Source organism: Rhodococcus sp. NPDC060084 (assembly GCF_042730335.1).
Classification (GTDB): Bacteria; Actinomycetota; Actinomycetes; order Mycobacteriales; family Mycobacteriaceae; genus Rhodococcus.
Genome location: NZ_JBHWWX010000040.1, coordinates 1 through 19,197, shown reverse-complemented (window position 1 = coordinate 19,197; position 19,197 = coordinate 1). Strand labels below are relative to the sequence as shown.

General features: G+C 67.1%; 22 protein-coding genes and 1 pseudogene. 11 read left to right on the top strand and 12 right to left on the bottom strand.

Features of this window, described 5'->3' with window-relative positions:
• From ACFWBU_RS17680 to ACFWBU_RS17665, 4 genes are all read left to right on the top strand, one after another.
• Positions 1-537, top strand: coding sequence for a hypothetical protein (locus tag ACFWBU_RS17680; RefSeq protein ID WP_169621151.1), 537 nt, complete (start codon positions 1-3; stop codon positions 535-537).
• Positions 534-1,424: an ABC transporter ATP-binding protein gene (locus ACFWBU_RS17675; protein WP_378528862.1), complete on the top strand. Its 891-nt coding sequence runs from the start codon at positions 534-536 to the stop codon at positions 1,422-1,424. The genes ACFWBU_RS17680 and ACFWBU_RS17675 overlap by 4 nt, the downstream gene beginning before the upstream one ends.
• Positions 1,421-2,614: an ABC transporter permease gene (locus ACFWBU_RS17670; protein ID WP_378528861.1), complete on the top strand. Its 1,194-nt coding sequence runs from the start codon at positions 1,421-1,423 to the stop codon at positions 2,612-2,614. The genes ACFWBU_RS17675 and ACFWBU_RS17670 overlap by 4 nt, the downstream gene beginning before the upstream one ends.
• An 82-nt stretch (positions 2,615-2,696) precedes the next feature.
• Complete coding sequence (locus tag ACFWBU_RS17665) at positions 2,697-4,205, top strand: carboxyl transferase domain-containing protein (RefSeq protein ID WP_378528860.1); 1,509 nt, start codon at positions 2,697-2,699, stop codon at positions 4,203-4,205.
• Between the two features lie 13 nt (positions 4,206-4,218).
• Here the strand turns inward: ACFWBU_RS17665 and ACFWBU_RS17660 are convergent, their stop codons facing one another.
• The 5 genes from ACFWBU_RS17660 to ACFWBU_RS17640 all read right to left on the bottom strand — a co-directional run bounded on the left by ACFWBU_RS17660 (position 4,219) and on the right by ACFWBU_RS17640 (position 7,746).
• A complete protein-coding gene (locus ACFWBU_RS17660; protein WP_378528859.1) occupies positions 4,219-5,310 on the bottom strand; it encodes an NAD-dependent epimerase/dehydratase family protein in 1,092 nt (363 codons plus the stop codon).
• Positions 5,311-5,490: 180 nt separating this feature from the next.
• On the bottom strand, positions 5,491-6,237 hold the full coding sequence (locus ACFWBU_RS17655) for an RES domain-containing protein (RefSeq protein ID WP_378528858.1): 747 nt from the start codon (positions 6,235-6,237) through the stop codon (positions 5,491-5,493).
• Positions 6,234-6,626 (bottom strand): hypothetical protein, encoded by a 393-nt coding sequence (locus tag ACFWBU_RS17650; RefSeq protein WP_378528857.1) that lies wholly within the window; start codon positions 6,624-6,626, stop codon positions 6,234-6,236. Before ACFWBU_RS17650 ends, ACFWBU_RS17655 begins: the two co-directional genes overlap by 4 nt.
• 318 nt (positions 6,627-6,944) lie before the next feature.
• A complete protein-coding gene (locus tag ACFWBU_RS17645; protein ID WP_378528856.1) occupies positions 6,945-7,265 on the bottom strand; it encodes a hypothetical protein in 321 nt (106 codons plus the stop codon).
• Positions 7,266-7,458: 193 nt separating this feature from the next.
• Complete coding sequence (locus ACFWBU_RS17640) at positions 7,459-7,746, bottom strand: hypothetical protein (protein WP_169621158.1); 288 nt, start codon at positions 7,744-7,746, stop codon at positions 7,459-7,461.
• A gap of 187 nt (positions 7,747-7,933) precedes the next feature.
• Here ACFWBU_RS17640 and ACFWBU_RS17635 point away from each other — a divergent pair.
• Positions 7,934-9,829, top strand: a pseudogene (locus ACFWBU_RS17635) (propionyl-CoA synthetase); the annotation flags it as partial.
• A 12-nt stretch (positions 9,830-9,841) separates the two neighbouring features.
• Here the strand turns inward: ACFWBU_RS17635 and ACFWBU_RS17630 are convergent.
• Genes ACFWBU_RS17630 through ACFWBU_RS17620 form a run of 3 tightly spaced genes read right to left on the bottom strand, consistent with a single transcriptional unit; the run spans position 9,842 to position 11,603 of the window.
• On the bottom strand, positions 9,842-10,108 hold the full coding sequence (locus tag ACFWBU_RS17630) for a DUF3618 domain-containing protein (RefSeq protein ID WP_378528855.1): 267 nt from the start codon (positions 10,106-10,108) through the stop codon (positions 9,842-9,844).
• Positions 10,105-10,533 (bottom strand): phage holin family protein, encoded by a 429-nt coding sequence (locus ACFWBU_RS17625; protein WP_378528854.1) that lies wholly within the window; start codon positions 10,531-10,533, stop codon positions 10,105-10,107. The genes ACFWBU_RS17630 and ACFWBU_RS17625 overlap by 4 nt, the downstream gene beginning before the upstream one ends.
• A complete protein-coding gene (locus ACFWBU_RS17620) occupies positions 10,530-11,603 on the bottom strand; it encodes a YihY/virulence factor BrkB family protein (protein WP_378528853.1) in 1,074 nt (357 codons plus the stop codon). The genes ACFWBU_RS17625 and ACFWBU_RS17620 overlap by 4 nt, the downstream gene beginning before the upstream one ends.
• Positions 11,604-11,672: 69 nt before the next feature.
• Between ACFWBU_RS17620 and ACFWBU_RS17615 the strand changes: the two genes are divergently transcribed.
• Genes ACFWBU_RS17615 through ACFWBU_RS17600 form a run of 4 tightly spaced genes read left to right on the top strand, consistent with a single transcriptional unit; the run spans position 11,673 to position 14,071 of the window.
• Positions 11,673-12,185, top strand: coding sequence for a flavin reductase family protein (locus ACFWBU_RS17615; RefSeq protein ID WP_378528852.1), 513 nt, complete (start codon positions 11,673-11,675; stop codon positions 12,183-12,185).
• A 38-nt stretch (positions 12,186-12,223) separates the two neighbouring features.
• A complete protein-coding gene (locus ACFWBU_RS17610) occupies positions 12,224-12,994 on the top strand; it encodes a pyrimidine reductase family protein (protein WP_378528851.1) in 771 nt (256 codons plus the stop codon).
• Entirely contained in the window at positions 12,987-13,478 is a 492-nt protein-coding gene (locus ACFWBU_RS17605) for a CinA family protein (protein ID WP_378528850.1), read from the top strand. The genes ACFWBU_RS17610 and ACFWBU_RS17605 overlap by 8 nt, the downstream gene beginning before the upstream one ends.
• Positions 13,479-13,498: 20 nt before the next feature.
• A complete protein-coding gene (locus ACFWBU_RS17600; protein ID WP_378528849.1) occupies positions 13,499-14,071 on the top strand; it encodes a dihydrofolate reductase family protein in 573 nt (190 codons plus the stop codon).
• Between the two features lie 41 nt (positions 14,072-14,112).
• Here ACFWBU_RS17600 and ACFWBU_RS17595 read toward each other — a convergent pair whose 3' ends face one another.
• Positions 14,113-15,912: an acyl-CoA dehydrogenase gene (locus tag ACFWBU_RS17595; protein ID WP_378528848.1), complete on the bottom strand. Its 1,800-nt coding sequence runs from the start codon at positions 15,910-15,912 to the stop codon at positions 14,113-14,115.
• A 149-nt stretch (positions 15,913-16,061) separates the two neighbouring features.
• On the opposite strand from ACFWBU_RS17595, the gene ACFWBU_RS17590 reads away from it, so the two are divergent.
• Both ACFWBU_RS17590 and ACFWBU_RS17585 read left to right on the top strand, forming a co-directional pair.
• Positions 16,062-16,745: a response regulator transcription factor gene (locus ACFWBU_RS17590; RefSeq protein WP_378528847.1), complete on the top strand. Its 684-nt coding sequence runs from the start codon at positions 16,062-16,064 to the stop codon at positions 16,743-16,745.
• A 1-nt stretch (position 16,746) separates the two neighbouring features.
• Entirely contained in the window at positions 16,747-18,072 is a 1,326-nt protein-coding gene (locus tag ACFWBU_RS17585) for a sensor histidine kinase (protein WP_378528846.1), read from the top strand.
• A 9-nt stretch (positions 18,073-18,081) separates the two neighbouring features.
• Here ACFWBU_RS17585 and ACFWBU_RS17580 read toward each other — a convergent pair whose 3' ends face one another.
• The 3 genes from ACFWBU_RS17580 to ACFWBU_RS17570 all read right to left on the bottom strand — a co-directional run.
• Entirely contained in the window at positions 18,082-18,513 is a 432-nt protein-coding gene (locus ACFWBU_RS17580; RefSeq protein ID WP_378528845.1) for a VOC family protein, read from the bottom strand.
• Between the two features lie 54 nt (positions 18,514-18,567).
• Complete coding sequence (locus ACFWBU_RS17575; RefSeq protein ID WP_378528844.1) at positions 18,568-18,981, bottom strand: helix-turn-helix transcriptional regulator; 414 nt, start codon at positions 18,979-18,981, stop codon at positions 18,568-18,570.
• A 105-nt stretch (positions 18,982-19,086) separates the two neighbouring features.
• Positions 19,087-19,197, bottom strand: a 111-nt coding sequence (locus ACFWBU_RS17570) for an FKBP-type peptidyl-prolyl cis-trans isomerase (protein ID WP_378528873.1), incomplete at its 5' end; no start/stop codon positions are given.

Below are 19,197 nucleotides of genomic sequence, written 5' to 3'. Positions count from 1 at the left end.
ATGTCCACCGCGTCGCTCATCGACCGGTACGAGGACTACCGCACCCGCCGGTTCCTCACGCACGAGGCCACATTCGCGAAATGGCTGCCGGCATGGCGCACCCGGCACCGTCGCCGCATCCTCGCCGGTGCCGTCGTCGCCCTGATCTCGGCGATGTTCGTCATCTCCGTGGCAACCTACTTCTTCCCTGTCGTCGCCATTGTGTGGCTAGCTGTCGTGTTGGTATTCCTGCCCACGTGGACATGCCTGCAGATCGTCTCGGGGCGGCAGTCCGACGCACCCCGGCATGCCCTCGACGAGCGTGAGATCGCCGAACGCAACAGCGCCCGCTCGATCGGGCTCTCGGTGGCGCAGAGCCTGCTCCTGATCCCGATCTTCGCGCTCCTGTGGAGCCCGCCGTTCGACTTCATCGACCACAAAGCGCTGTGCTACTCGGCGGGTGGATTCGCTCTCGCCGCAATACTTTTCAGCGGATGCCTCCCGGCAGTGCTGCTGGCGTGGACCCGACCCGACGACGACCCGGAGGACCAGCTGTGACCCTCACCATCGACAATCTCTCGAAACGCTACGGCACCACGGTCGCCCTCGACGGGGTGAGCTTCGAGGTGCAGCCCGGTGAACTGTTCGGGTTCGTCGGCAGCAACGGCGCCGGCAAGACCACCACCATGCGCATCGCGCTGGGAGTGCTCGCCGCAGACGGCGGAGAAGTCCGGCTTTCGGGCAAGCCCGTCGATCTCGACGTCCGCCGCACCATCGGCTACATGCCCGAAGAACGCGGACTCTATCCGAAGATGAAGGTCGGTAACCAGCTGATCTATCTTGCTCGGTTGCACGGGCTTTCGAAGCGCGATGCCACGGCGGCGATGCAGCGCTGGACCGAACGGCTCGGCATCGCCGAGCGGATCGGTGACACGGTCGATTCACTGTCCCTCGGCAATCAGCAGCGCGTTCAGCTCGCCGCAGCGCTCATACACGATCCCGCCGTCCTCGTTCTCGACGAACCGTTCTCGGGTCTCGATCCGGTCGCCGTCGACGTGATGAGCGAGGTTCTCGTCGAAAAGGCGAACACCGGTGTCCCGGTGATCTTCTCGAGTCACCAGCTCGATCTGGTGCAGCGACTGTGCGAGCGCGTCGGCATCATCGTCCATGGACGCATGCGCGTCGTCGGTGCCGTCGACGACTTGCGCGCCGAGGGTGCTTCCCGCCTGGTCGTGCACGCTCCCGACGCCCCCGCCGGCTGGGCCGACGGCCTGCCGGGTGTCTCCGGCTCGGAATACACGGAAGGTCGCACCGTGCTCACCATCGAGCCGGGCGCCGACGACCAGCAGATCCTCAAGACCGCGTTGTCCACCGGACCGGTACACGAGTTCTCCTTGCAGCAACCGTCCCTGACCGACCTGTTCCGAGAGGTGGTAGCCGCATGAGCGCCCCACTGAGCAACTCGCACGCGATCGGCCTGGTGGCGCGCCGCGAATTCGTCACCCAGGTACAGAAGAAGAGCTTCGTCATCAGCAACGCGATCGTGCTCGCTGCGATCGTCGTCGGCATCGTCGCGATGTCGATCTTTTCCGGCGGCGAGGACGACCGCCCCACCGTGGGTGTCGTCTCCGGCTACACCCTCGGCACGACGCTCGGTTCCATCGGCGACGCCGTGGGCACGCCGATCGAAGTCTCCACCGTGCCCGACGCCGACGCCGCTCGCGAGCAGGTAGGTGCGGGCAGCCTCGACGTCGCCCTCGTTCCCGGCGGTGACGGTACCGTCACCGCGATCACCGAGTCCGATATCGACGCCGATCTCAAAGCACTCATCGATACCGCGGTCGTGCAGGAAGCCCAATCCGCGGCGCTGTCCACCCGCGGAGTCGACCCCGCGGAGATCGCTGCGGCCGCTGCTCGCGCAACCGTGGTCGTCGAGGCCATCGAACCTCCCGACCCCGAACAGGGCCAGCGGATCATCCTGGCGACCGTTTCGGTACTCCTGCTGTACTTGCAGATCCTGCTGTTCGGAACGTATGTCGCGATGGGTGTGGTCGAGGAGAAGTCCTCGCGTGTCGTGGAACTTCTGCTCTCCACCCTCCGGCCGCTGCAACTGCTGTGGGGCAAGATCGTCGGCATCGGTGCCGTCGGTCTGCTCCAGCTCACCGCGTACGGCGTGGTGGGTGTCGGCGCGTCGCTCGCCACCGGGACGCTCACCATCACCGGAACCGCGATCAGTGTGCTGATCGGCACGCTCGGCTGGTTCATCCTCGCCTTCGCGTTCTTCGCCGTGCTCTATGCCGCGGCAGGGTCGATGGTGTCGCGGCAGGAAGACGTGAACTCCACGTCAGGGCCGTTGATGATCCTGATCATCGCGATGTTCTTCGCCGCGTTCTCGTCGATCGACGATCCGGAAGCGTCGTGGAGCACGACCCTCAGCTGGATCCCGCCGTTCTCGGCGATCCTTATGCCGTTGCGCATCGCCGCCGGTGTCGCGACACCGGTGCAGATCGTCGGCACCGTGCTTCTGATGCTCGCCGCGACAGGGTTGCTCAGTCTCGTGGCCGCGAAGATCTATCAGCGTTCGATCCTGCGTATCGGCCGCACGGTGACGTGGAAGGAAGCTCTCGGCCGGTAACCGCACGGCAGCACAGCTGAGTTGGACCACCGCTCACCTCGTATAGGTTTGTTCCACAGCGTGATCGACAGGTGGAGGCGACGTGGCGGGCGACAAGATCTCGGCTCAGCAGTTCATCGACAACGTGGTCGACCCCGGCAGTTTCACCTCGTGGGACACCACCCCGGTGAAGGTCCACGCCGACGAGAAATATCAGGCGGACCTCCGGCGAGCCGCCGAGAAGTCCGGCACCGACGAATCGGTTCTCACCGGAACAGGCACCGTGCACGGTCGCCGTGTCGCTCTGATCGCCTGCGAGTTCTCCTTTCTCGCAGGATCGATCGGCGTCGCGGCGGCCGAACGGATCGTGACCGCTATCGAACGCGCCACCGCCGAGCGTCTACCCCTGCTCGCCTCCCCGACCTCCGGAGGCACCCGAATGCAGGAGGGGACGCTCGCGTTCGTGCAGATGGTGAAGATCGCCGCTGCAGTCGCCCAGCACAAGGCTTCACATCTGGGTTACCTCGTGTACCTGCGTAATCCGACCACCGGCGGTGTGTTCGCGTCGTGGGGATCGCTCGGACACGTCACTGTCGCCGAACCCGGCGCACTCGTCGGGTTTCTCGGCCCCCGCGTCTACCAGGCGCTCTACAACGAACCGTTCCCGGAGGGCGTGCAGACGGCGGAGAACCTCTACCGCAAGGGCGTGATCGACGGAGTCGTCCCGCTCGAAAAAGTCCGGCGGCTCGTCCACCGACTGCTCCGTGTGCTCGTGGAACCGGATCGGCCCGACACCAGCACCTCTCGCGCCGTCACCACCGTCGACGACGTGCCCGACATCCCGGCCTGGCAGTCGGTCATGCTCAGCCGCAGGCCCGAACGCCCGGGTATCCGTGAATTGCTCCGGCACGCCGCGTCGGCTCAGGTACGACTGTCCGGTACCGGGGAAGGCGAGTCCGATAAGACGGTGTTGTTGTCGCTGGCGCGTTTTCGCGGCGTGTCGTGTGTGATGTTCGGGCAGGACCGCACCGGCCAGTCCGCGTCGAGCACGATGGGACCCGGCGCGCTGCGGGAAGCACGTCGCGCAATGCGGCTCGCCGAAGAACTCCGACTCCCCCTCGTTCTCGTCATCGACACCCTCGGCGCGTCGTTGTCGAAGGAGGCCGAGGAACGCGGACTCGCGCCCGAAATCGCCCGCTGCATATCCGATCTCGTGACCTTGTCGACGCCGACCGTGTCGGTGCTGCTCGGCCAGGGCACCGGCGGTGGCGCACTGGCCCTGCTTCCCGCCGACCGCGTGCTGTGCGCGCAGCACGGCTGGCTCGCCCCGCTACCTCCTGAGGGCGCAAGTGCCATCGTTCATCGCGACACCACCCACGCCCCGCGGATGGCGGAGGCGCAGGGAATTCGCGCGCGAGACCTGCTGCGTGACGGGATCGTGGACGGGGTGATTCCCGAACGACCCGACGCGAGCGAGGAACCGGTGGAATTCGTGAAGCGGGTCGGTGCCGCCGTCGCACGCGAACTCACCGGACTGGCCGGGGAACCCGCCGACGAACGGTACAGCCGCCGAATCGACCGGTATCGCCGCTTGGGTCTCCCAGCGGAGTGAGCTCGCCCGGTGATCAGGGACGCACACCCACCCCGGTGGCTACCTCTTCCGCCCGGCCGCGCAGGCTGTCTGCCACGAGCGGCGGGGTCGGCGCTCCGGCACCCTCCCGCAGACCCGAGACGAACTCGGCGAGTACATCCAGCGGCTCGGCCGACGGCGACCACCCGAGTTCGGTCCGAGCACGCGTGCAATCCATCAGCGGTAACCGAAGCACGGTGTCGAGCAGTCCCGGATCGGCCGGCGCGAGATGGGTATGCCAGGCCGCGGCGACGGCCGACCGGACGATCCCGCGCTTCATCGGCACGACCCGCGCGCCCAGCACTTCCGCGAACGAGTGGGCGTCGACCGGCGGTTCGGCCGCGATGTTGAACGCACCACGCACGGGCCGGAGGACGGCACGCACGTAGGCATCCGCCGCGTCGTCGGAATGCAGGATCTGCATCCGCAGGCCCGGCATGTCCGGAATGACCGGAATCGCAGGCAGCAGCGAGCCCGGTACGAACGGCCCCGCAAAGATCCGTCGCTGCGCTGTGGCAGAGCGTCGCTGGAAGATGAACCCGGGCCGCATCCGGACGAGACGGATCTCCGGATGCTCGAGTTCGAAGGCGTCGTACCACCGCTCGAGATAGGCCTTCTCCCTCGGATACGCCGCGCCCGGCCATCCGTGGGTGGGCCACGTTTCGTCGACGCGCGGTTCCTCGACTCCGGGCTCCGAAGTGGGGCCTGGCGAATAGGCCCCGACAGACGACGCCACCACGATCACGGGCACCTGCGCCTCCGCTGCGGCGGTGAGTGTCCGGATCGTGCCCAGCACGTTGTTCTCCCACGTCGTCTCCGGTTTGTGCGTGGGTTGGAACAGCCAGGCCAGGTGGACGAGCGCGTCGGCGCCGCGCAGCGTCTCCGCGAGATCGTCCGACGCGACATCGACAGGCGCGAAGGTCGATTTGGGGACCGCCCAGTCGGTCGGGCGACGGGCAATGCCCAGGACCGATTCCACGGCGGGTTCCGCCCCGAGGGCGCGAACCACTGCGGTGCCGACGTTGCCGGTCGCGCCGGTGACCACCACGTGCATGCCGGAAGAGCTAGCTTTCGAGTGTTCGGTCATGCTTCCGAGTACCCGGCGGGTGCGACGTAAACCTGCGGCTACCGCGCACCGCTGTCACGATTCCGGAACACCGAGCCGCGCCGAGGTGCCGATAAGGCACGCACTCTTATATCACCGCCCGAGCTGCGATTCCCCCACGCGGGGTGGTTGTCTGCGCTGCGCAACTGTGCCGCCGGGGATTCAGTCGTCCTCCCAGATCAGGTTGTGCAGGCGCATCGCTTCGATCAGGTCGGGGTCGTGTTCCTCGACGGGGCCGTAGTCCAGGACCGTGATGTTCTTGCTGACCGGTCCGTCACCGGGACGTTCGTACAGCGCCCAGAGCACCAGTCCGTCGCCGTGCCGGGAGTCGAATTGGATGCCGGCCACCGGCTCACCGTCGGGATCGGAGAGGGTGTTGACCCACTGGGAGATCGCCTGGGTGAGGGCGCGCGGGCGGCCGTCGCGGATCGCCGCGGTGTCGAGGTCGAGGAGGCCGTGCCGGATCGCGTGGGGCCGGAAGAGGGTTCGCAGGGTGGCCACCGACTCGGTGTCGCCGGGCACGACGAACCATCCGCTGATCGCTCCGCTGCCGGTGACCCTGCTCGACATCCACGACCGCGGGATACGACCCGGTTCGATGGTGGGGAACTCATCTGGCTCGTCGTCGACGATCTCCTCGAGCGCGGCGCTGAGCTCCTCGCTCCTGCGCGCGTAGGCGAGGACCTCGAGGTAACACGACAGGCGGGTCGCGCCGACGTACAGGGTTCGCCACATCCCCGCAGGATCGTCCCAGCGGCCGGTGAAGCGCCCGTCGGTGGCGAACTCCCACGGTGTCCACTCCCACGAGGTCGGCGGGTAGCCAACGCGGTAGGCGACCACGCCATCGACGTGGAAGCAGCGGACATCGCCGCGCGGGGTCGAGATCAACGATCGATCCGGTGCGTTCATCCGACCGCCGCGAACTGCCGGGCAGCGGCAAGGACCTTCGGGCCGACATCGGACAGATCGCCCTCGCGCAGCAGCAGCGCCGGCGGACGGTCGTCCAGGATCGGGTTCAGACCCTGGAACCAGGTCTGGGCCACGGCGGGGGTATCGCGCTCGACGATCAGCCGGGCGACACGGTAGGCGATACGGAGGCGTTCGACGTCGGTGTCGTTGTTGATGGTGCGGGTGCCTTCTGCCCACTGGCGCACAGCGCGGGTTTCTTTCACCTTCCCCAGGTACGCGACCAGCTTGGCGCCGAGCAGCTCACGCAGCGCCGTGACCAGCTCCGATTGGGTCATTCGGGCGGCGTCGTTGTAGGCGGCGAGGTCGGGTCGTGGGTGTGCGGTTGTCATGGCATCCACCTCCTGATTACAGGATAAATCACATGGTCAGTACCGTCCATGTTCCCACCCGGGCCGCCAACTCGCAGACGAAGCACCGACCAGGCCCCGGACCGGCAGAGGACCGAATCGAAGAAATCGGCCGATCAGGGGAACCATGCCGGCTTCCCGCACCTCTCGCCGACACGCACTCCCCAGCCTCGATCCTGCGCTGCTGGTCGACCTGGAACGCCCTGGGCAGCTACCTGTTCACCTCGGATCTGATCGTTGCCGACCCGATGGATGCGGTCCTGCGCCCCAAGTCGCCAAGACCGTACCGAAGGCCTTCGATCACGACGCGGTCGAGAAACTGATCACCGCGCTGACCACAGACGAGGACGACAACGCACACGCCTGGCGAGAGCGCGACCTCGCCATCGTCCTCACGCACTGCTCACCGGATGCCGCCTGTCCGAACTGGTCACCCTCAATATCGGGGAATTCCGCAACCTCGACGACACGGGTCGACTCGAGTCGATTACCCTGCACGGCAAGGGAAACAAGCAACGCGTCCTCACCGCCGAGCCCGCACTCGTCGACGCGCTCACGTCCTACCTCGACTCGCGCCTGCAGCGATTCCCCGGCAGCGGCAAGGCCCGCACCTCCCCCCACCGCCTCACCCTGGCGCCGCCAACGGCCACCGACCCCCCTCCTCGGTGCCGGCAGACCTGGTCCTTCGCTTGGGCGCAGCGAGCGCGGCGACTTTGCGTGCGGTGTCCGGCATGCGGTGTGACCGGAGCGTGCGTGGTAGTTCTCGTTCGTAGGTGCGTTGGATCGAGGCGACCACCCACACAGCGACCAGCCGTCACGGCCGCGGATCGGTGCGGGTCCACCGGCGCCGATCGCTGAGCGTGGCCCCGCTACAGCGACGGCACGGGAAGACTCCGTGTTCCCCGAGTTCGGCCAGGTACAGGGCGTCGGTCCACGGCACGTGCGGGAAGCGGGCGAGTCGGGCACGGGAGAGCGGGACTCCGCACAGGGTCTGGTTGGTGCCGGGCGTCCACGCGTGCGTATCGCCACGCGGGTATCTGATCCCGTCGGTGTCGGTCCACCGACTCGACGCCGCGACTGCGGGTGTGGTTCGTTGAGCCATGGGATCCGGATTCCCCGAACGGGCGAGATCACGCCCACCTCCTCCACTGCCCTTCCGTCCACTGCCCTTCCGTCGGCACCCCGCTCGTCGCCCAACCACTGCCGCCCGTCGCACATCGTGTTCCGGGCCGCAGCCAGTCACATAGGGTGACGCGGTCACCACTGTCAGTGCGAGGGAAGGACACCAGGCGATGAGCTCGTACGAGGAGGCGTTCCGCCAGAGCGTCGAGGACCCCGAGGCCTTCTGGCTCGAGGCCGCGAAGGCCGTCGACTGGGATACGGCGCCCACCCGCGCACTGGACGACACGCACGCACCCTCGTACCACTGGTTCCCGGACGGCACTCTCAACACCAGTGTCAACGCGCTCGACCGGCATGTCGCCGCGGGCGCGGGTGACCGGACCGCGCTGATCTGGGACTCGGCGATGGTGCCGGCGAAGAAGACCTACACGTACGCCGAACTGCTCGACGAGGTCGCCACGTTCGCCGGAGTGCTGCGCGATCAGGGCGTCGTGGCCGGGGACCGGGTCATCATCTACATGCCGATGATCCCGGAGGCCGCGATCGCGATGCTCGCGTGCGCCCGCATCGGTGCCGTGCACTCGGTGGTGTTCGGCGGCTTCGCGGCTAAGGAACTCGCGACCCGCATCGACGATGCCCGGCCGGTCGTGCTCGTCACCGCGTCGGGTGGTCTCGAGCCCGGCCGCACCGTCGAGTACCTGCCGATGGTCGAGGCGGCCCTCGGTTTGACGAAGACTCCCCCGCACACCGTGATCGTGAAGGATCGGGAGCAGATCCCCGGCTCCGCAGCCGACTACAAGGCGTCGTCCGCCGCGTGGTTCGACTGGGACGAACTCGTCGCCGACTCGTCGCCGGCCGAACCGGTCTCGGTCGCCGCGACCGATCCGCTCTACATCCTCTACACCTCCGGCACCACCGGTAAGCCGAAGGGTGTCGTCCGCGACAACGGCGGGCACGCGGTCGCGCTGACGTGGTCCATGCGCAACATCTACGACATCGACGCGGGCGACGTGTGGTGGACCGCGTCGGACGTCGGGTGGGTGGTCGGCCACTCGTACATCGTCTACGGGCCGTTGATGGCAGGCGCCACCACCGTTCTCTACGAGGGCAAGCCGGTGGGCACGCCCGACGCAGGCGCGTTCTGGCGCATGATCTCGGAGAACAATGTCAAAGCGCTGTTCACCGCGCCGACCGCGATCCGTGCGATCCGCAAGGCCGACCCCGAAGCCGAGGAACTCACAAAGTATTCGATCGACACGTTGGAGACGTTGTTCGCCGCCGGCGAGCGTCTCGACCCCGACACCTACGAATGGGCGAGCCGGATTCTCGAGCGCCCGGTCGTCGACCACTGGTGGCAGACCGAGACGGGCTGGGCGATCGCCGCAAATCTGCGCGGTCTCGATCCGATGCCCCTCAAGCCCGGTTCACCGACGGTCCCCGTCCCGGGATATCGCGTCGAAATCGTCGACGCGCACGGCGATCTCGTGAAGGCGAACACCGAAGGCAACATCGTCGTCCGGCTGCCGCTTCCGCCGGGTACCTTGACCGGGCTGTGGCAAGACGAGGACCGCTTCCGCAGGTCGTATCTCGACACGTTCCCCGGCTACTACCTCACCGGTGATTCCGGTTATGTGGACGAAGACGGCTACGTATTCGTGCTCGGACGCTCCGACGACGTGATCAATGTTGCCGGACATCGACTTTCGACGGGAACGATGGAAGCGGTCGTGGCGTCGCACCCGGCTGTGGCCGAATGCGCGGTGGTGGGGATCCGCGACGAGATCAAGGGGCAGCGCCCGTCGGGCTATGTCGTGCTCAAGGCCGGCGTGGAGATCGACCCCGAAACGCTGCGTCAGGAACTCGTGGCGATGGTGCGCGACCAGATCGGTGCGGTGGCCACCTTCCGCGACGTCACGGTCGTGCAGGCCCTTCCGAAGACGCGCTCCGGCAAGATCCTTCGCAAGACCATGCGTCAGATCGCCGACAACGAGCAGTACTCGGTGCCGTCGACCATCGAGGATCCGGCTGTCCTCGAGGCGCTTCGGGCACAACTGGGTGGCTGACCCCGCGAGGGGCTAGCGGCGGCGGCGCCAGACGACCACCAGCACGACGGCGACGAGAACTGCCCCGGCTGCAGCAAGCAGGTCGGGGCGGTTCCGTACCGCTTCGACGCGCTCGTCGGCCGCGTGCTTGACGCGCGTGGGCACGTCCAGCCGGTCGGTCAGTTCGCCTACCGTCGCAGCGAGTTCCGCGCGCTGCTGTTCGATATCGGCCTCGGGTCCGCCCGACCCGTTGGGGGTCGACTCGGTGGGCCCGGTGTTGGAGGAGTCCTGTCGGCTCATTGCATTGCTCCCTTCGCGGCGGCCACGTCGGCCCGAACGCTGTCGGCCGTGTGTGCCGGCATCGGCGGTGCGGCATTCTTGGCCTTCGAGGCGCCGACGGCCGCGAGGATGCCGCCGATCACGAGAACCACGATCGCGACGATCAGTGCCGCCAACCAGGGGTCCACTGCGGTCGCAAGCCCCAGCACACCCGCGGCGATAAGGGTGGCGAGGCCGAGGTAGAGCAGAAGCGCACCGGCCCCGGAGATTCCGGCACCGATACCGATCCTGGTGCCCTTGGACTTCACTTCGTCGAGGGCATGGGTGACCTCGGTGCGCACGAGGGTGGAGACCTGCGCGGTCAGCCGTTCGGTGAGTTCGACAGTGGACAGTTCGGAGGGCTGGGCCGCCACGTGACGCGCACCCCCTCCGGTCGGTTCCGTCATGTTCGTTCCCCTTCCTGGTTGTCGCCGACTTCTCCACGCAGGCGACGCCCGCGTTCGATCAGTTCTTGATGCTTCGCCTGGTTCTTCTCACTCGCACGGGTGTCGCGCGGGGGCAGTTGGAGGGTCTTCTCCGCTTCGATTCCACCTTGCAACTGCCGGCCACGTTCGAGTTCCGCATCGAATTCGGCCCCGAACAGCAGTGCCAGGTTGGTGATCCACAACCACAACAGGAAGATCACCGCACCGGCGAGCGAACCGTAGGTCTTGTTGTAACTCCCGAAATTGCTGACGTACACCGCGAACAGCACCGACGCGACGATCCAGACCACGATCGCGATCACAGAACCGACGCTCACCCACCGGAACTTGGGCTGCTTGACGTTGGGTGTGGCGTAGTAGAGCACCGCCACAAGGACGATGACGAGTATCAGCATCACGGGCCACTTCGCGATGTTCCAGACCGTCACCGCTGTCTCGCCCAGGCCGACGACGTCACCGATGGTGCGGGCGATCGGTCCGCTCACCACGAGCATCAGGCCCGTTGCACCGGCGAAGACCAGGACGAGCGCCGTCACCAGCAGCATCTGGGGGCGCAGCTTCCAGATCGGGCGTCCCTCTTCGATCTCGTAGATGCGATTCATGGCGCGGCCGAAGGCCCCCACGTAGCCGGAAGCCGACCAGAGGGCACCGAGAACACCGACGACGAGTGCGAGGCCGGCGGTGGGTGCCTGCACCAACTGTTCGATGGGTCCGCGCAGGGTGTCGACCGCGGAGGCGGGTCCCAGTTCCTCGACCATCTGGAGCACCGCATCCACGGTGGCCTGGCCCTGCCCGAAGACGCCGAGCAACGAGACCACGACCAGCAACGCAGGAAACAGCGACAGGATGGCGTAATAGGTCAGCGACGCCGCCAGATCGGTGCACTGATCTCGGCTGAACTCCCGCACGGTCCTCTTGACCACGTATTTCCACGACGGTTTCTCGATGTCCGTCGGAGAGTCGGGCTTGCGCGCATCGTCGGGTGCCACGGTTGCGCCGGCCGCACCGTCCCCGCCGTGTTGGTCCGTCATGGCACTCGGGTACCGCGCCGTCGCCCGCACCAAACCGTATCGGCACTACGTAAAACGTACGATCGGAGCATGTCCGACACCGATGCAGTCCGCGGCTCCTCCGAGGGGTTCGCCGACATCATGTCCCAGCTCGACTACCCGATGTACATCGTCACGACACGCGGCGGAGAAGAACGCAGCGGGTGCCTCGTCGGGTTCACGACTCAGACGGGCATCGATCCGGCACGCTTCCTCGTCGCCATCTCGAACAAGAACCACACCTTTCGTGTCGCCCAGGACGCCGAGTACCTCGCCGTGCACGTTCTCTCGCCGGAGAACCGCCCGATCTCGGAGCTTTTCGGAGAGCAAACCGGAGACGAGATCGACAAGTTCGCGCAGTGCTCGTGGAGCGAGGGCCCGCACGGCCTGCCGATCCTCGACGGCGCAGCCGGATGGTTCGTCGGGCGCGTGCTGGACAGATTCGATCTCGGCGACCACAGTGGGTTCCTGCTCGATCCCGAGGAGGGTGAACTCCGCGAGAACCTGGACACGCTGCTGACCTTCCGCGACGTGAGCGACATGGAGGCCGGCCACGGCGCGTGACATAGCGGGGAACGAACCGGCGTGATCTGATCGGGTGCATGCACCAACTCGACGACCCCGCTTCCCCCACCGAAGTCGACGACGCCCGGCTCCGGCAGTTGTATGCGTATCCGGAAGGGCTCGAACGCCCGTGGATGCGCGTCAACTTCGTCTCCTCGCTCGACGGGGCGGTCGCAGTGGAAGGCAGGTCGGGAGCGCTCGGCACCCCGTCGGACAAGAAGGTCTTCGGGCTGCTGCGGGAACTCGCGGACGTCATCCTCGTCGGCGCGGGCACCGCTCGCACCGAGAACTACGGGGGCGCACGCACCAGCGAGACGCTTCGTGCCCGTCGTGAGGCAGACGGCCTCGAAGCGGTACCTCCGATCGCGGTCGTGACGACGTCCTGCTATTTCCCCTCCGATCTGCGGCTGTTCACCGACACCACGGTGCCGCCGGTCGTGCTCACCAGTGAGAGTGCGCCGGCCGCCAATCGCCGCGCGGCGGAGGACGCGGGCGCCGATGTCCGGGTGATCGCGGATGACACCATCGACGGTGCGGCCCTGCTCGCCGCCGTCACCAAGGCCGGGTGGACGCGCGTACTGTGCGAAGGTGGTCCGCAATTGTTCGGAAGCATGATCGAAGCCGACATCGTCGACGACCTGTGCTTGACCTGGGCCCCGGTCCTGGCAGCCGGTGCCGCGGGGCGCATCGCCTCGACGCCTGCCCCCGCGCTCACGCCAATGCGACGGACCCACCTGCTCTGCGACGACGACGGAACCCTGCTCACCCGCTGGATTCGCGACAACACAAAAGGAGCAACACGTGGCTGATGACGACATCGTCGAGGGAACGGATCGTTCCGACGACCTGATCGAACGGCTTGCCGACCTCGCGTCCGAGCGCGGCCTGACCGTGGGATGCGCGGAGTCGCTCACCGCGGGCACTCTGGCCGCCAGGCTCGGTGCGGCGCAAGGTAGTTCGGAGTGGTTTCGCGGCGGCATCGTCGCGTACTCACGCGAGGTGAAGCACGGACTTCTCCGCGTTCCCGAAGGACCGGTGGTCAGCGAGGCAGCGGTCCGGGCCATGGCCGAGTCCACCTCCCGACTCCTCGAAGCGGAGATCGTGGTCGCCGTGAGCGGGGCGGGCGGACCCGATCCGCAGGACGGGCGCCCACCGGGCACGGTCTGGTTCGCCACGACCGGGCCGGAGGGAACCCGCTGCGAGGAAAAGCAATTCGAGGGTGATCCGCAAAAAGTGCTCGCTCGGACGGTGCGTCATGCACTAACGTTGCTCGTCGATCGGGCACAGGCCTGACTGCCGAGACGGGAGCATTCTTGCGCACACTGACCTACTACGTGGCCACCACGCTCGACGGGTTCATCGCCGATCCGTCGGGCGGGTTCGATTTCTTTCCGGTACCCGACGAACTGGTGGTGTCGGTACTCGTCGAGGAGTTCCCGGAAACCATCCCCACCCAGGCGCGTGCGCATCTCGGGATCGACCCGCCGAACAAGAACTTCGACGCGGTGGTCATGGGCAGAAGAACTTGGGAGCCGTCCCTCGCCGACGGAGTCACGAGTTCGTATCAGCACCTGAAGCAGTACGTCTTCTCCACCACGATGAGCGCAGCGCCGGACGAGACCGTCACGCTCGTCGACAGTGATCCGCTCGCGTACGTGCGGGATCTCAAGCAGCAGGACGGCGCGGGAATCTGGTTGTGCGGCGGCGGATCTCTCGCAGGTGCGCTGTTGCCCGAGATCGACGAACTCGTTCTGAAGGTCAATCCGATAGTCGCGGGCGACGGAGTGCCGTTGTTCCGCACGGGTTTCGAACCGTACTACTTCGAACCAGCCGAGAGCCGGACTGTCTGCGGAGTCACCATCAACCGCCTGACCGCGCGTCGCTGACGAGCGCCGCCGCGACCCGATCAAGGTCGCGGCGGCAGAGGTCAGAACACCGACGGATCGACATCCAAGGTGGTGCGATCGAGGCTTGCGAGCAGGTCGAACTGCGGCCCCGTCTTCGGAAGTTCGAACCGGAAGAAGTACCGGGCCGCGGCGCGCTTGCCGTCGTAGAAGGCGCCGTCGCGCTCGCCTGCGGCGAGGAGTTGTTCGAGCCAGATCCACGCGACCACCACATGCCCGACGGCTTCGAGGTACACGGTCGAATTCGCCAGCGCGACAGCCGGATCGCCGGTCGACCACAGGGTGGTCGTCGTCTCCCCCACCCGTACGACGGCGCGCTGCAACTGCTGTGCGCACTCCGCGGCGTCGCCACCGGCGTCCAGTGCCTTCGTCACGGTTTCGCCGATGGTCTCCCCCAGTACCGCGAGCGCGGCACCACCCTGCATGATCACCTTGCGGCCGAGGAGATCCATGCCTTGGATGCCATGGGTGCCTTCGTGGATGGGGTTGAGCCGGTTGTCCCGGTAGTACTGTTCGACGTCGAATTCCCGGGTGTATCCGTATCCGCCGAGGACCTGGATCGCAAGACTGTTGGCTTCGAGGCACCACTGCGACGGCCACGACTTGGCGATGGGGGTGAGCAGGTCCAGCAGCAGACCCGCACGGGTGCGGGCGTGGTCGTCGGGCGCGGTTCGCTGTTCGTCGACCAGCTTGGAACAGTAGAGGCCCAGGGCGAGTGCACCTTCCACGTACGACTTCTGCGCCAGCAACATCCGGCGCACGTCCGGGTGTTCGACGAGCGGCACCTGCGGGGAGGCGGGGTCCTTCGTTCCCAGGGGGCGTCCCTGCGTCCGGGTGCGGGCGTACTCGAGCGACTGGAGGTATCCGGCGTAGCCGAGGGAGGTGGCGAGGAAGCCGACTCCGATACGAGCCTCGTTCATCATGTGGAACATGTAGGAGAGGCCCTTGTGCGGTTCGCCGAGCAGATAGCCGACGGCTCCCGCCTCGCCGCCGGGAGTGTGGACACCTTCACCGAAGTTCAGCAGCGTGTTCGTGGTTCCGCGATTGCCCATCTTGTGGTTGAGGCCCACGAGCGCGATGTCGTTGCGCTCACCGAGCGTGCCGTCGGGCCGGACGAGGAACTTGGGGACGATGAACAGGGAGATGCCCTTGACGCCCGCCGGTCCGCCCGCGATCTTCGCGAGCACCAGATGGACGATGTTCTCGGTCAGTTCGTGGTCACCACCGGAGATCCACATCTTCGTGCCGGTCAGCCGGAAGGTGCCGTCGTCCGCGGGGACCGCCTTGGTGGTGATGTCGGCGAGCGACGAACCCGCCTGGGGCTCGGAGAGGCACATGGTGCCGAAGAATCGTCCCTCCAGCATGGGAGGCACGAACGTTGCGATCTGCTCGTCGTCGCCGTGGGCGACGAGCAGGCTCGCGTTGGCCGCGGTGAGGAACGGGTACGCGGAGGTACCCGCATTCGCCGCCTGGAACCAGGCCATCGACCCCCGCAACACGGCCATAGGCAACTGCATGCCGCCCTGCGCTTCGTCGAACCCGCCGGCGATCAAGCCCGCCTTGGAGAACAGGTCGAGTGCGGCCTTGACCTCGGGGATGATCTCGACGCGGCCGTCCTCGTCCATACGAGGTTCCTGCGCGTCGGCCTTCTTGTTGTGCGTCGCGAAATGCTTCGTAGCGATGTCCGCACTCAGATCCAGCACCGCGTCGAACGTCTCACGGGAATGCTCCGCGAACCGCGAACGCGTCGTCAGGGACTCGATGTCGAGCCAGTCGAACAGCAAGAAGTCCAGGTCGCGGCGGGACAGCACGGGAGCAGGCATGGAGAGGTCCTTTCGGCGGCGTACCGATCGAGCGCGCACCCAGTAGAGCAATCCGGGCGCGGCGGTCGGCCGGCGGGGTGGCACCCGTGGATGCACGGTACCGCGCGATGCTTGGCGCCGACGCCCCGAATGCGGGAATACTGCCCTTCATGAACGGGTCCCCTTCCGTACTGGTCGTCGACGACGACGCGGACGTCCTCGCTTCCCTGCACCGCGGCCTCCGCCTGTCCGGGTTCTCGGTGCTGACCGCAGCCGGGGGTGCCGAAGCTCTCGAGGTCGTGGAGGCTGCGCGACCCGACGTGATGGTGCTCGACATGAACATGCCGGGACTCGACGGGACCGACGTCATCACCACTCTGCGGGGAGCGGGCGACGACATCCCCATCTGCGTGCTCAGTGCCCGCGACACCGTCGACGACCGCATCGCAGGGCTCGAATCCGGGGCCGACGACTACCTGACCAAACCGTTCGTTCTGGCCGAACTCGTCGCGCGGATCAAAGCAATGCTGCGCCGTCGCGCGCCCGTCGACGATCAGGTGGTGCGGGTCGGCGCTCTGCGCATCGAACCGGCGGGCCGGCGGGTGTTCGTCGACGGTGATCCGGTGGACATGACCAAACGCGAATTCGAACTGCTCGAAGTGCTCGCGCGCAACGCGGGCATCGTCCTGTCCCGCGACCGGTTGCTGTCGCTCGTGTGGGGCTACGACTTCACGTCGGACACCAACGTCGTGGATGTGTTCGTCGGTTACCTGCGCCGCAAACTCGAATCGGGTGGACGCGCCAGGCTCGTCCACACGGTGCGCGGGGTCGGCTTCGTCCTGCGGGAGCCGTGAGATGTCCCGCTCGTTCTCGTTGCGCGCCCGAGTGGCCACCGCGACCGCGCTCGGCACGACGATCGTCGTAGGGATCCTCGGCGTCATTGTGGCACTCGCGATTTCGCGCAACAACCTTGCACAACTCGACCGCCGGCTCGACCTCGCCGCCGATGTACTGGCAGCCAACGCCGCGGCTGCCGAACTGTTCCTCCCGGTATTCGGCGACGGCGGCGCGTTCGCCATGACGATCCGCGCGGAACCCGACGGTGATCTGCGTGCGAGCACGCCTACGGAACTTCCAGTCCTCGAACCCGGCGCGCACACCGTCACCGTCGACGGTATCGACTACCGGGCGTACACCACCCCCATCGAATCGAATCGGGGTCTGATGTCGGTGGCCGTGCTCTTGGCCGAAGCGCAGGATGTCACCACCGATCAGCACCGGCAGGTCATGATCGCCGGCGCCGTCGCGGTGGCCGCCGCGACCGCTCTCGGCTGGCTGCTCGGCGGCGGCGCGGTGCGGCCCCTCGTCGACCTCACCCGCCGGATCGTCGCTCGCGACCGGGATCTCTCCCCGCGCCCGTCCGGAGTCACGGAAGCCGACGAACTCGCGTCGGCGGTGGGCGCGATGCTCGACGACGTGGCACGTGCGCGTGCCGCCACCGACGCCGCGCTGGCCACGGCGCGTGACTTCGCGGCGGCAGCGGCACACGAGATGCGGACGCCCCTGACGGCGATGCGGACGGACATCGAAGTACTCACGACCCTCGATCTCGAGGCGGACGACCGGTCCGAGATACTCACCGACCTCGCGCGCACTCAGGCACGGTTGGAAGCGACCCTCAACGACCTCGAACGCCTCGCCAGAGGCGATTTGTCCACCGACCGCGATTTCGTCGACGTCGATCCCGTCGAGATCTGCGACACCGCTGCCGCGGACGCGATGCGCCGATATCCGGGCCTGACCGTGGACGTCCGCGGGGATGCCGGCCGGACGCTGCGCGGCCTGCCCGCAGGCCTGCGACTCGTGGTGGACAACGCGATCACCAATGCCGTCCGGCACGGCGGCGCATCGCTCGTTCGGATCACCGTCTCGAGGGACGATGCCGCCACCAGCCTGATCGTCGACGACGACGGAGTGGGTGTCCCCGCCGACGAACGCTCGGCAGTGTTCGAACGGTTCCGGCGCGGATCGAACTCGCGCCAGACCGGGTCCGGGCTCGGACTGACACTGGTCGCGCAGCAGGCGACCCTGCACGGCGGCGACGCGTACCTGGACGAGAGCCCGCTCGGGGGTGCGCGTCTCGTCATCCGGTTGCCCCGCACGCGCCCCCGCGATCGATGACCGAATCACTCAGTGCGGGAAGGGTTCTCCGGTGTACTCCCGGCCTTCCACCAGCACCAGCCAGTTGCCGGAGTTGTCCCGCATCACGGCTTCGACGCCGTAGGGCCGTTCGGCCGGTTCCTGGACGAACTCCACCCCCTTGGCAGCGAGGTCGCGATACGTCGCACGACAGTCGGAGGTGGCCATACCGAATCCGCCCATCGTCCCGGCGGCCAGTGCCCGCCGGATCGCTTCTGCCGTGTCGTCGTCGAGGGGCGGACCCGGTGTGGCGAGCGTGACCTGCAATTCGGGATGGTCGGGGTGCAGGATCGATACCCAGCGGAACCCGTCGCCCAGCGTGACGTCGGTGCCTTCGACGAATCCCATCGTGTCGGTGTAGAACTTCTTGGCTGCGTCCTGGTCGGTGACCCAGAGGGTGACCAGAGAAATGTTGGTAATCATGTATTCCAACCTAGGGTCGGCGCCGGTGCCCGCGCTTCTCCGAAATTGCGGCGTTCAGGACCGGTCGCTCAGGCCGTGCATGAAGACGTAGCAACCGGGGATTCGCGGCGCACCGGACTCGGCGAACTTCGCCTGATACACCGACGGTGACGTACCGACCAGTTGCCGGAACTTGGCGCTGAACGAACCGAGGCTGGTGTACCCGACGACGTGGCATATCTCGGTGACCGTCAGGTTGGTCGCCCGCAGCAGGTCCTGGGCTCGCTCGATGCGCCGCTCGGCGAGGTAGGCCCCCGGAGTCCTGCCGTACACCGCGGCGAAACACCGGAGGAAGTGAAACTTGGATACGCCGGCGTTGGCGGCGAGTTCGCCGAGTTCGAGCGGTTCCGCATAGTCGCGGTCGGCGACGTCGCGGGCGCGGCGCAGGTGCGGAAGGAGTTCCGCCGGCACCTGCACTCGTACTGCCATTGCCCCAGTCTGGCAGCGAGAACCGGCGCGTGCTCGTGAATGCGCCCGGATGCATGAAGGCCCGGGTCCGGCATACACCGGACTCGGGCCTTCATGAACGATTTTCTACGGCAGGTCGACCAGGTCGATCACGAACACCAGCGTCTTGCCGCCGAGCGGGTGACCGGAACCGGCCGGACCGTATGCGAGTTCCGGTGGCACGGTCAGCTTGCGGCG

Excerpts from the sequence above, each read along its gene's own strand:
- ACFWBU_RS17640 (WP_169621158.1), bottom strand. The coding sequence starts at position 7,746 with ATGGCTCAACGAACCACACCCGCAGTCGCGGCGTCGAGTCGGTGGACC.
- ACFWBU_RS17630 (WP_378528855.1), bottom strand. The coding sequence starts at position 10,108 with ATGAGCCGACAGGACTCCTCCAACACCGGGCCCACCGAGTCGACCCCC.
- ACFWBU_RS17595 (WP_378528848.1), bottom strand. The coding sequence starts at position 15,912 with ATGCCTGCTCCCGTGCTGTCCCGCCGCGACCTGGACTTCTTGCTGTTC.
- ACFWBU_RS17615 (WP_378528852.1), top strand. The coding sequence starts at position 11,673 with ATGTCCGACACCGATGCAGTCCGCGGCTCCTCCGAGGGGTTCGCCGAC.
- ACFWBU_RS17625 (WP_378528854.1), bottom strand. The coding sequence starts at position 10,533 with ATGACGGAACCGACCGGAGGGGGTGCGCGTCACGTGGCGGCCCAGCCC.
- ACFWBU_RS17620 (WP_378528853.1), bottom strand. The coding sequence starts at position 11,603 with ATGACGGACCAACACGGCGGGGACGGTGCGGCCGGCGCAACCGTGGCA.
- ACFWBU_RS17660 (WP_378528859.1), bottom strand. The coding sequence starts at position 5,310 with ATGACCGAACACTCGAAAGCTAGCTCTTCCGGCATGCACGTGGTGGTC.
- ACFWBU_RS17680 (WP_169621151.1), top strand. The coding sequence starts at position 1 with ATGTCCACCGCGTCGCTCATCGACCGGTACGAGGACTACCGCACCCGC.
- ACFWBU_RS17655 (WP_378528858.1), bottom strand. The coding sequence starts at position 6,237 with ATGAACGCACCGGATCGATCGTTGATCTCGACCCCGCGCGGCGATGTC.
- ACFWBU_RS17650 (WP_378528857.1), bottom strand. The coding sequence starts at position 6,626 with ATGACAACCGCACACCCACGACCCGACCTCGCCGCCTACAACGACGCC.
- ACFWBU_RS17575 (WP_378528844.1), bottom strand. The coding sequence starts at position 18,981 with ATGGCAGTACGAGTGCAGGTGCCGGCGGAACTCCTTCCGCACCTGCGC.
- ACFWBU_RS17610 (WP_378528851.1), top strand. The coding sequence starts at position 12,224 with ATGCACCAACTCGACGACCCCGCTTCCCCCACCGAAGTCGACGACGCC.
- ACFWBU_RS17585 (WP_378528846.1), top strand. The coding sequence starts at position 16,747 with ATGTCCCGCTCGTTCTCGTTGCGCGCCCGAGTGGCCACCGCGACCGCG.
- ACFWBU_RS17590 (WP_378528847.1), top strand. The coding sequence starts at position 16,062 with ATGAACGGGTCCCCTTCCGTACTGGTCGTCGACGACGACGCGGACGTC.
- ACFWBU_RS17580 (WP_378528845.1), bottom strand. The coding sequence starts at position 18,513 with ATGATTACCAACATTTCTCTGGTCACCCTCTGGGTCACCGACCAGGAC.
- ACFWBU_RS17670 (WP_378528861.1), top strand. The coding sequence starts at position 1,421 with ATGAGCGCCCCACTGAGCAACTCGCACGCGATCGGCCTGGTGGCGCGC.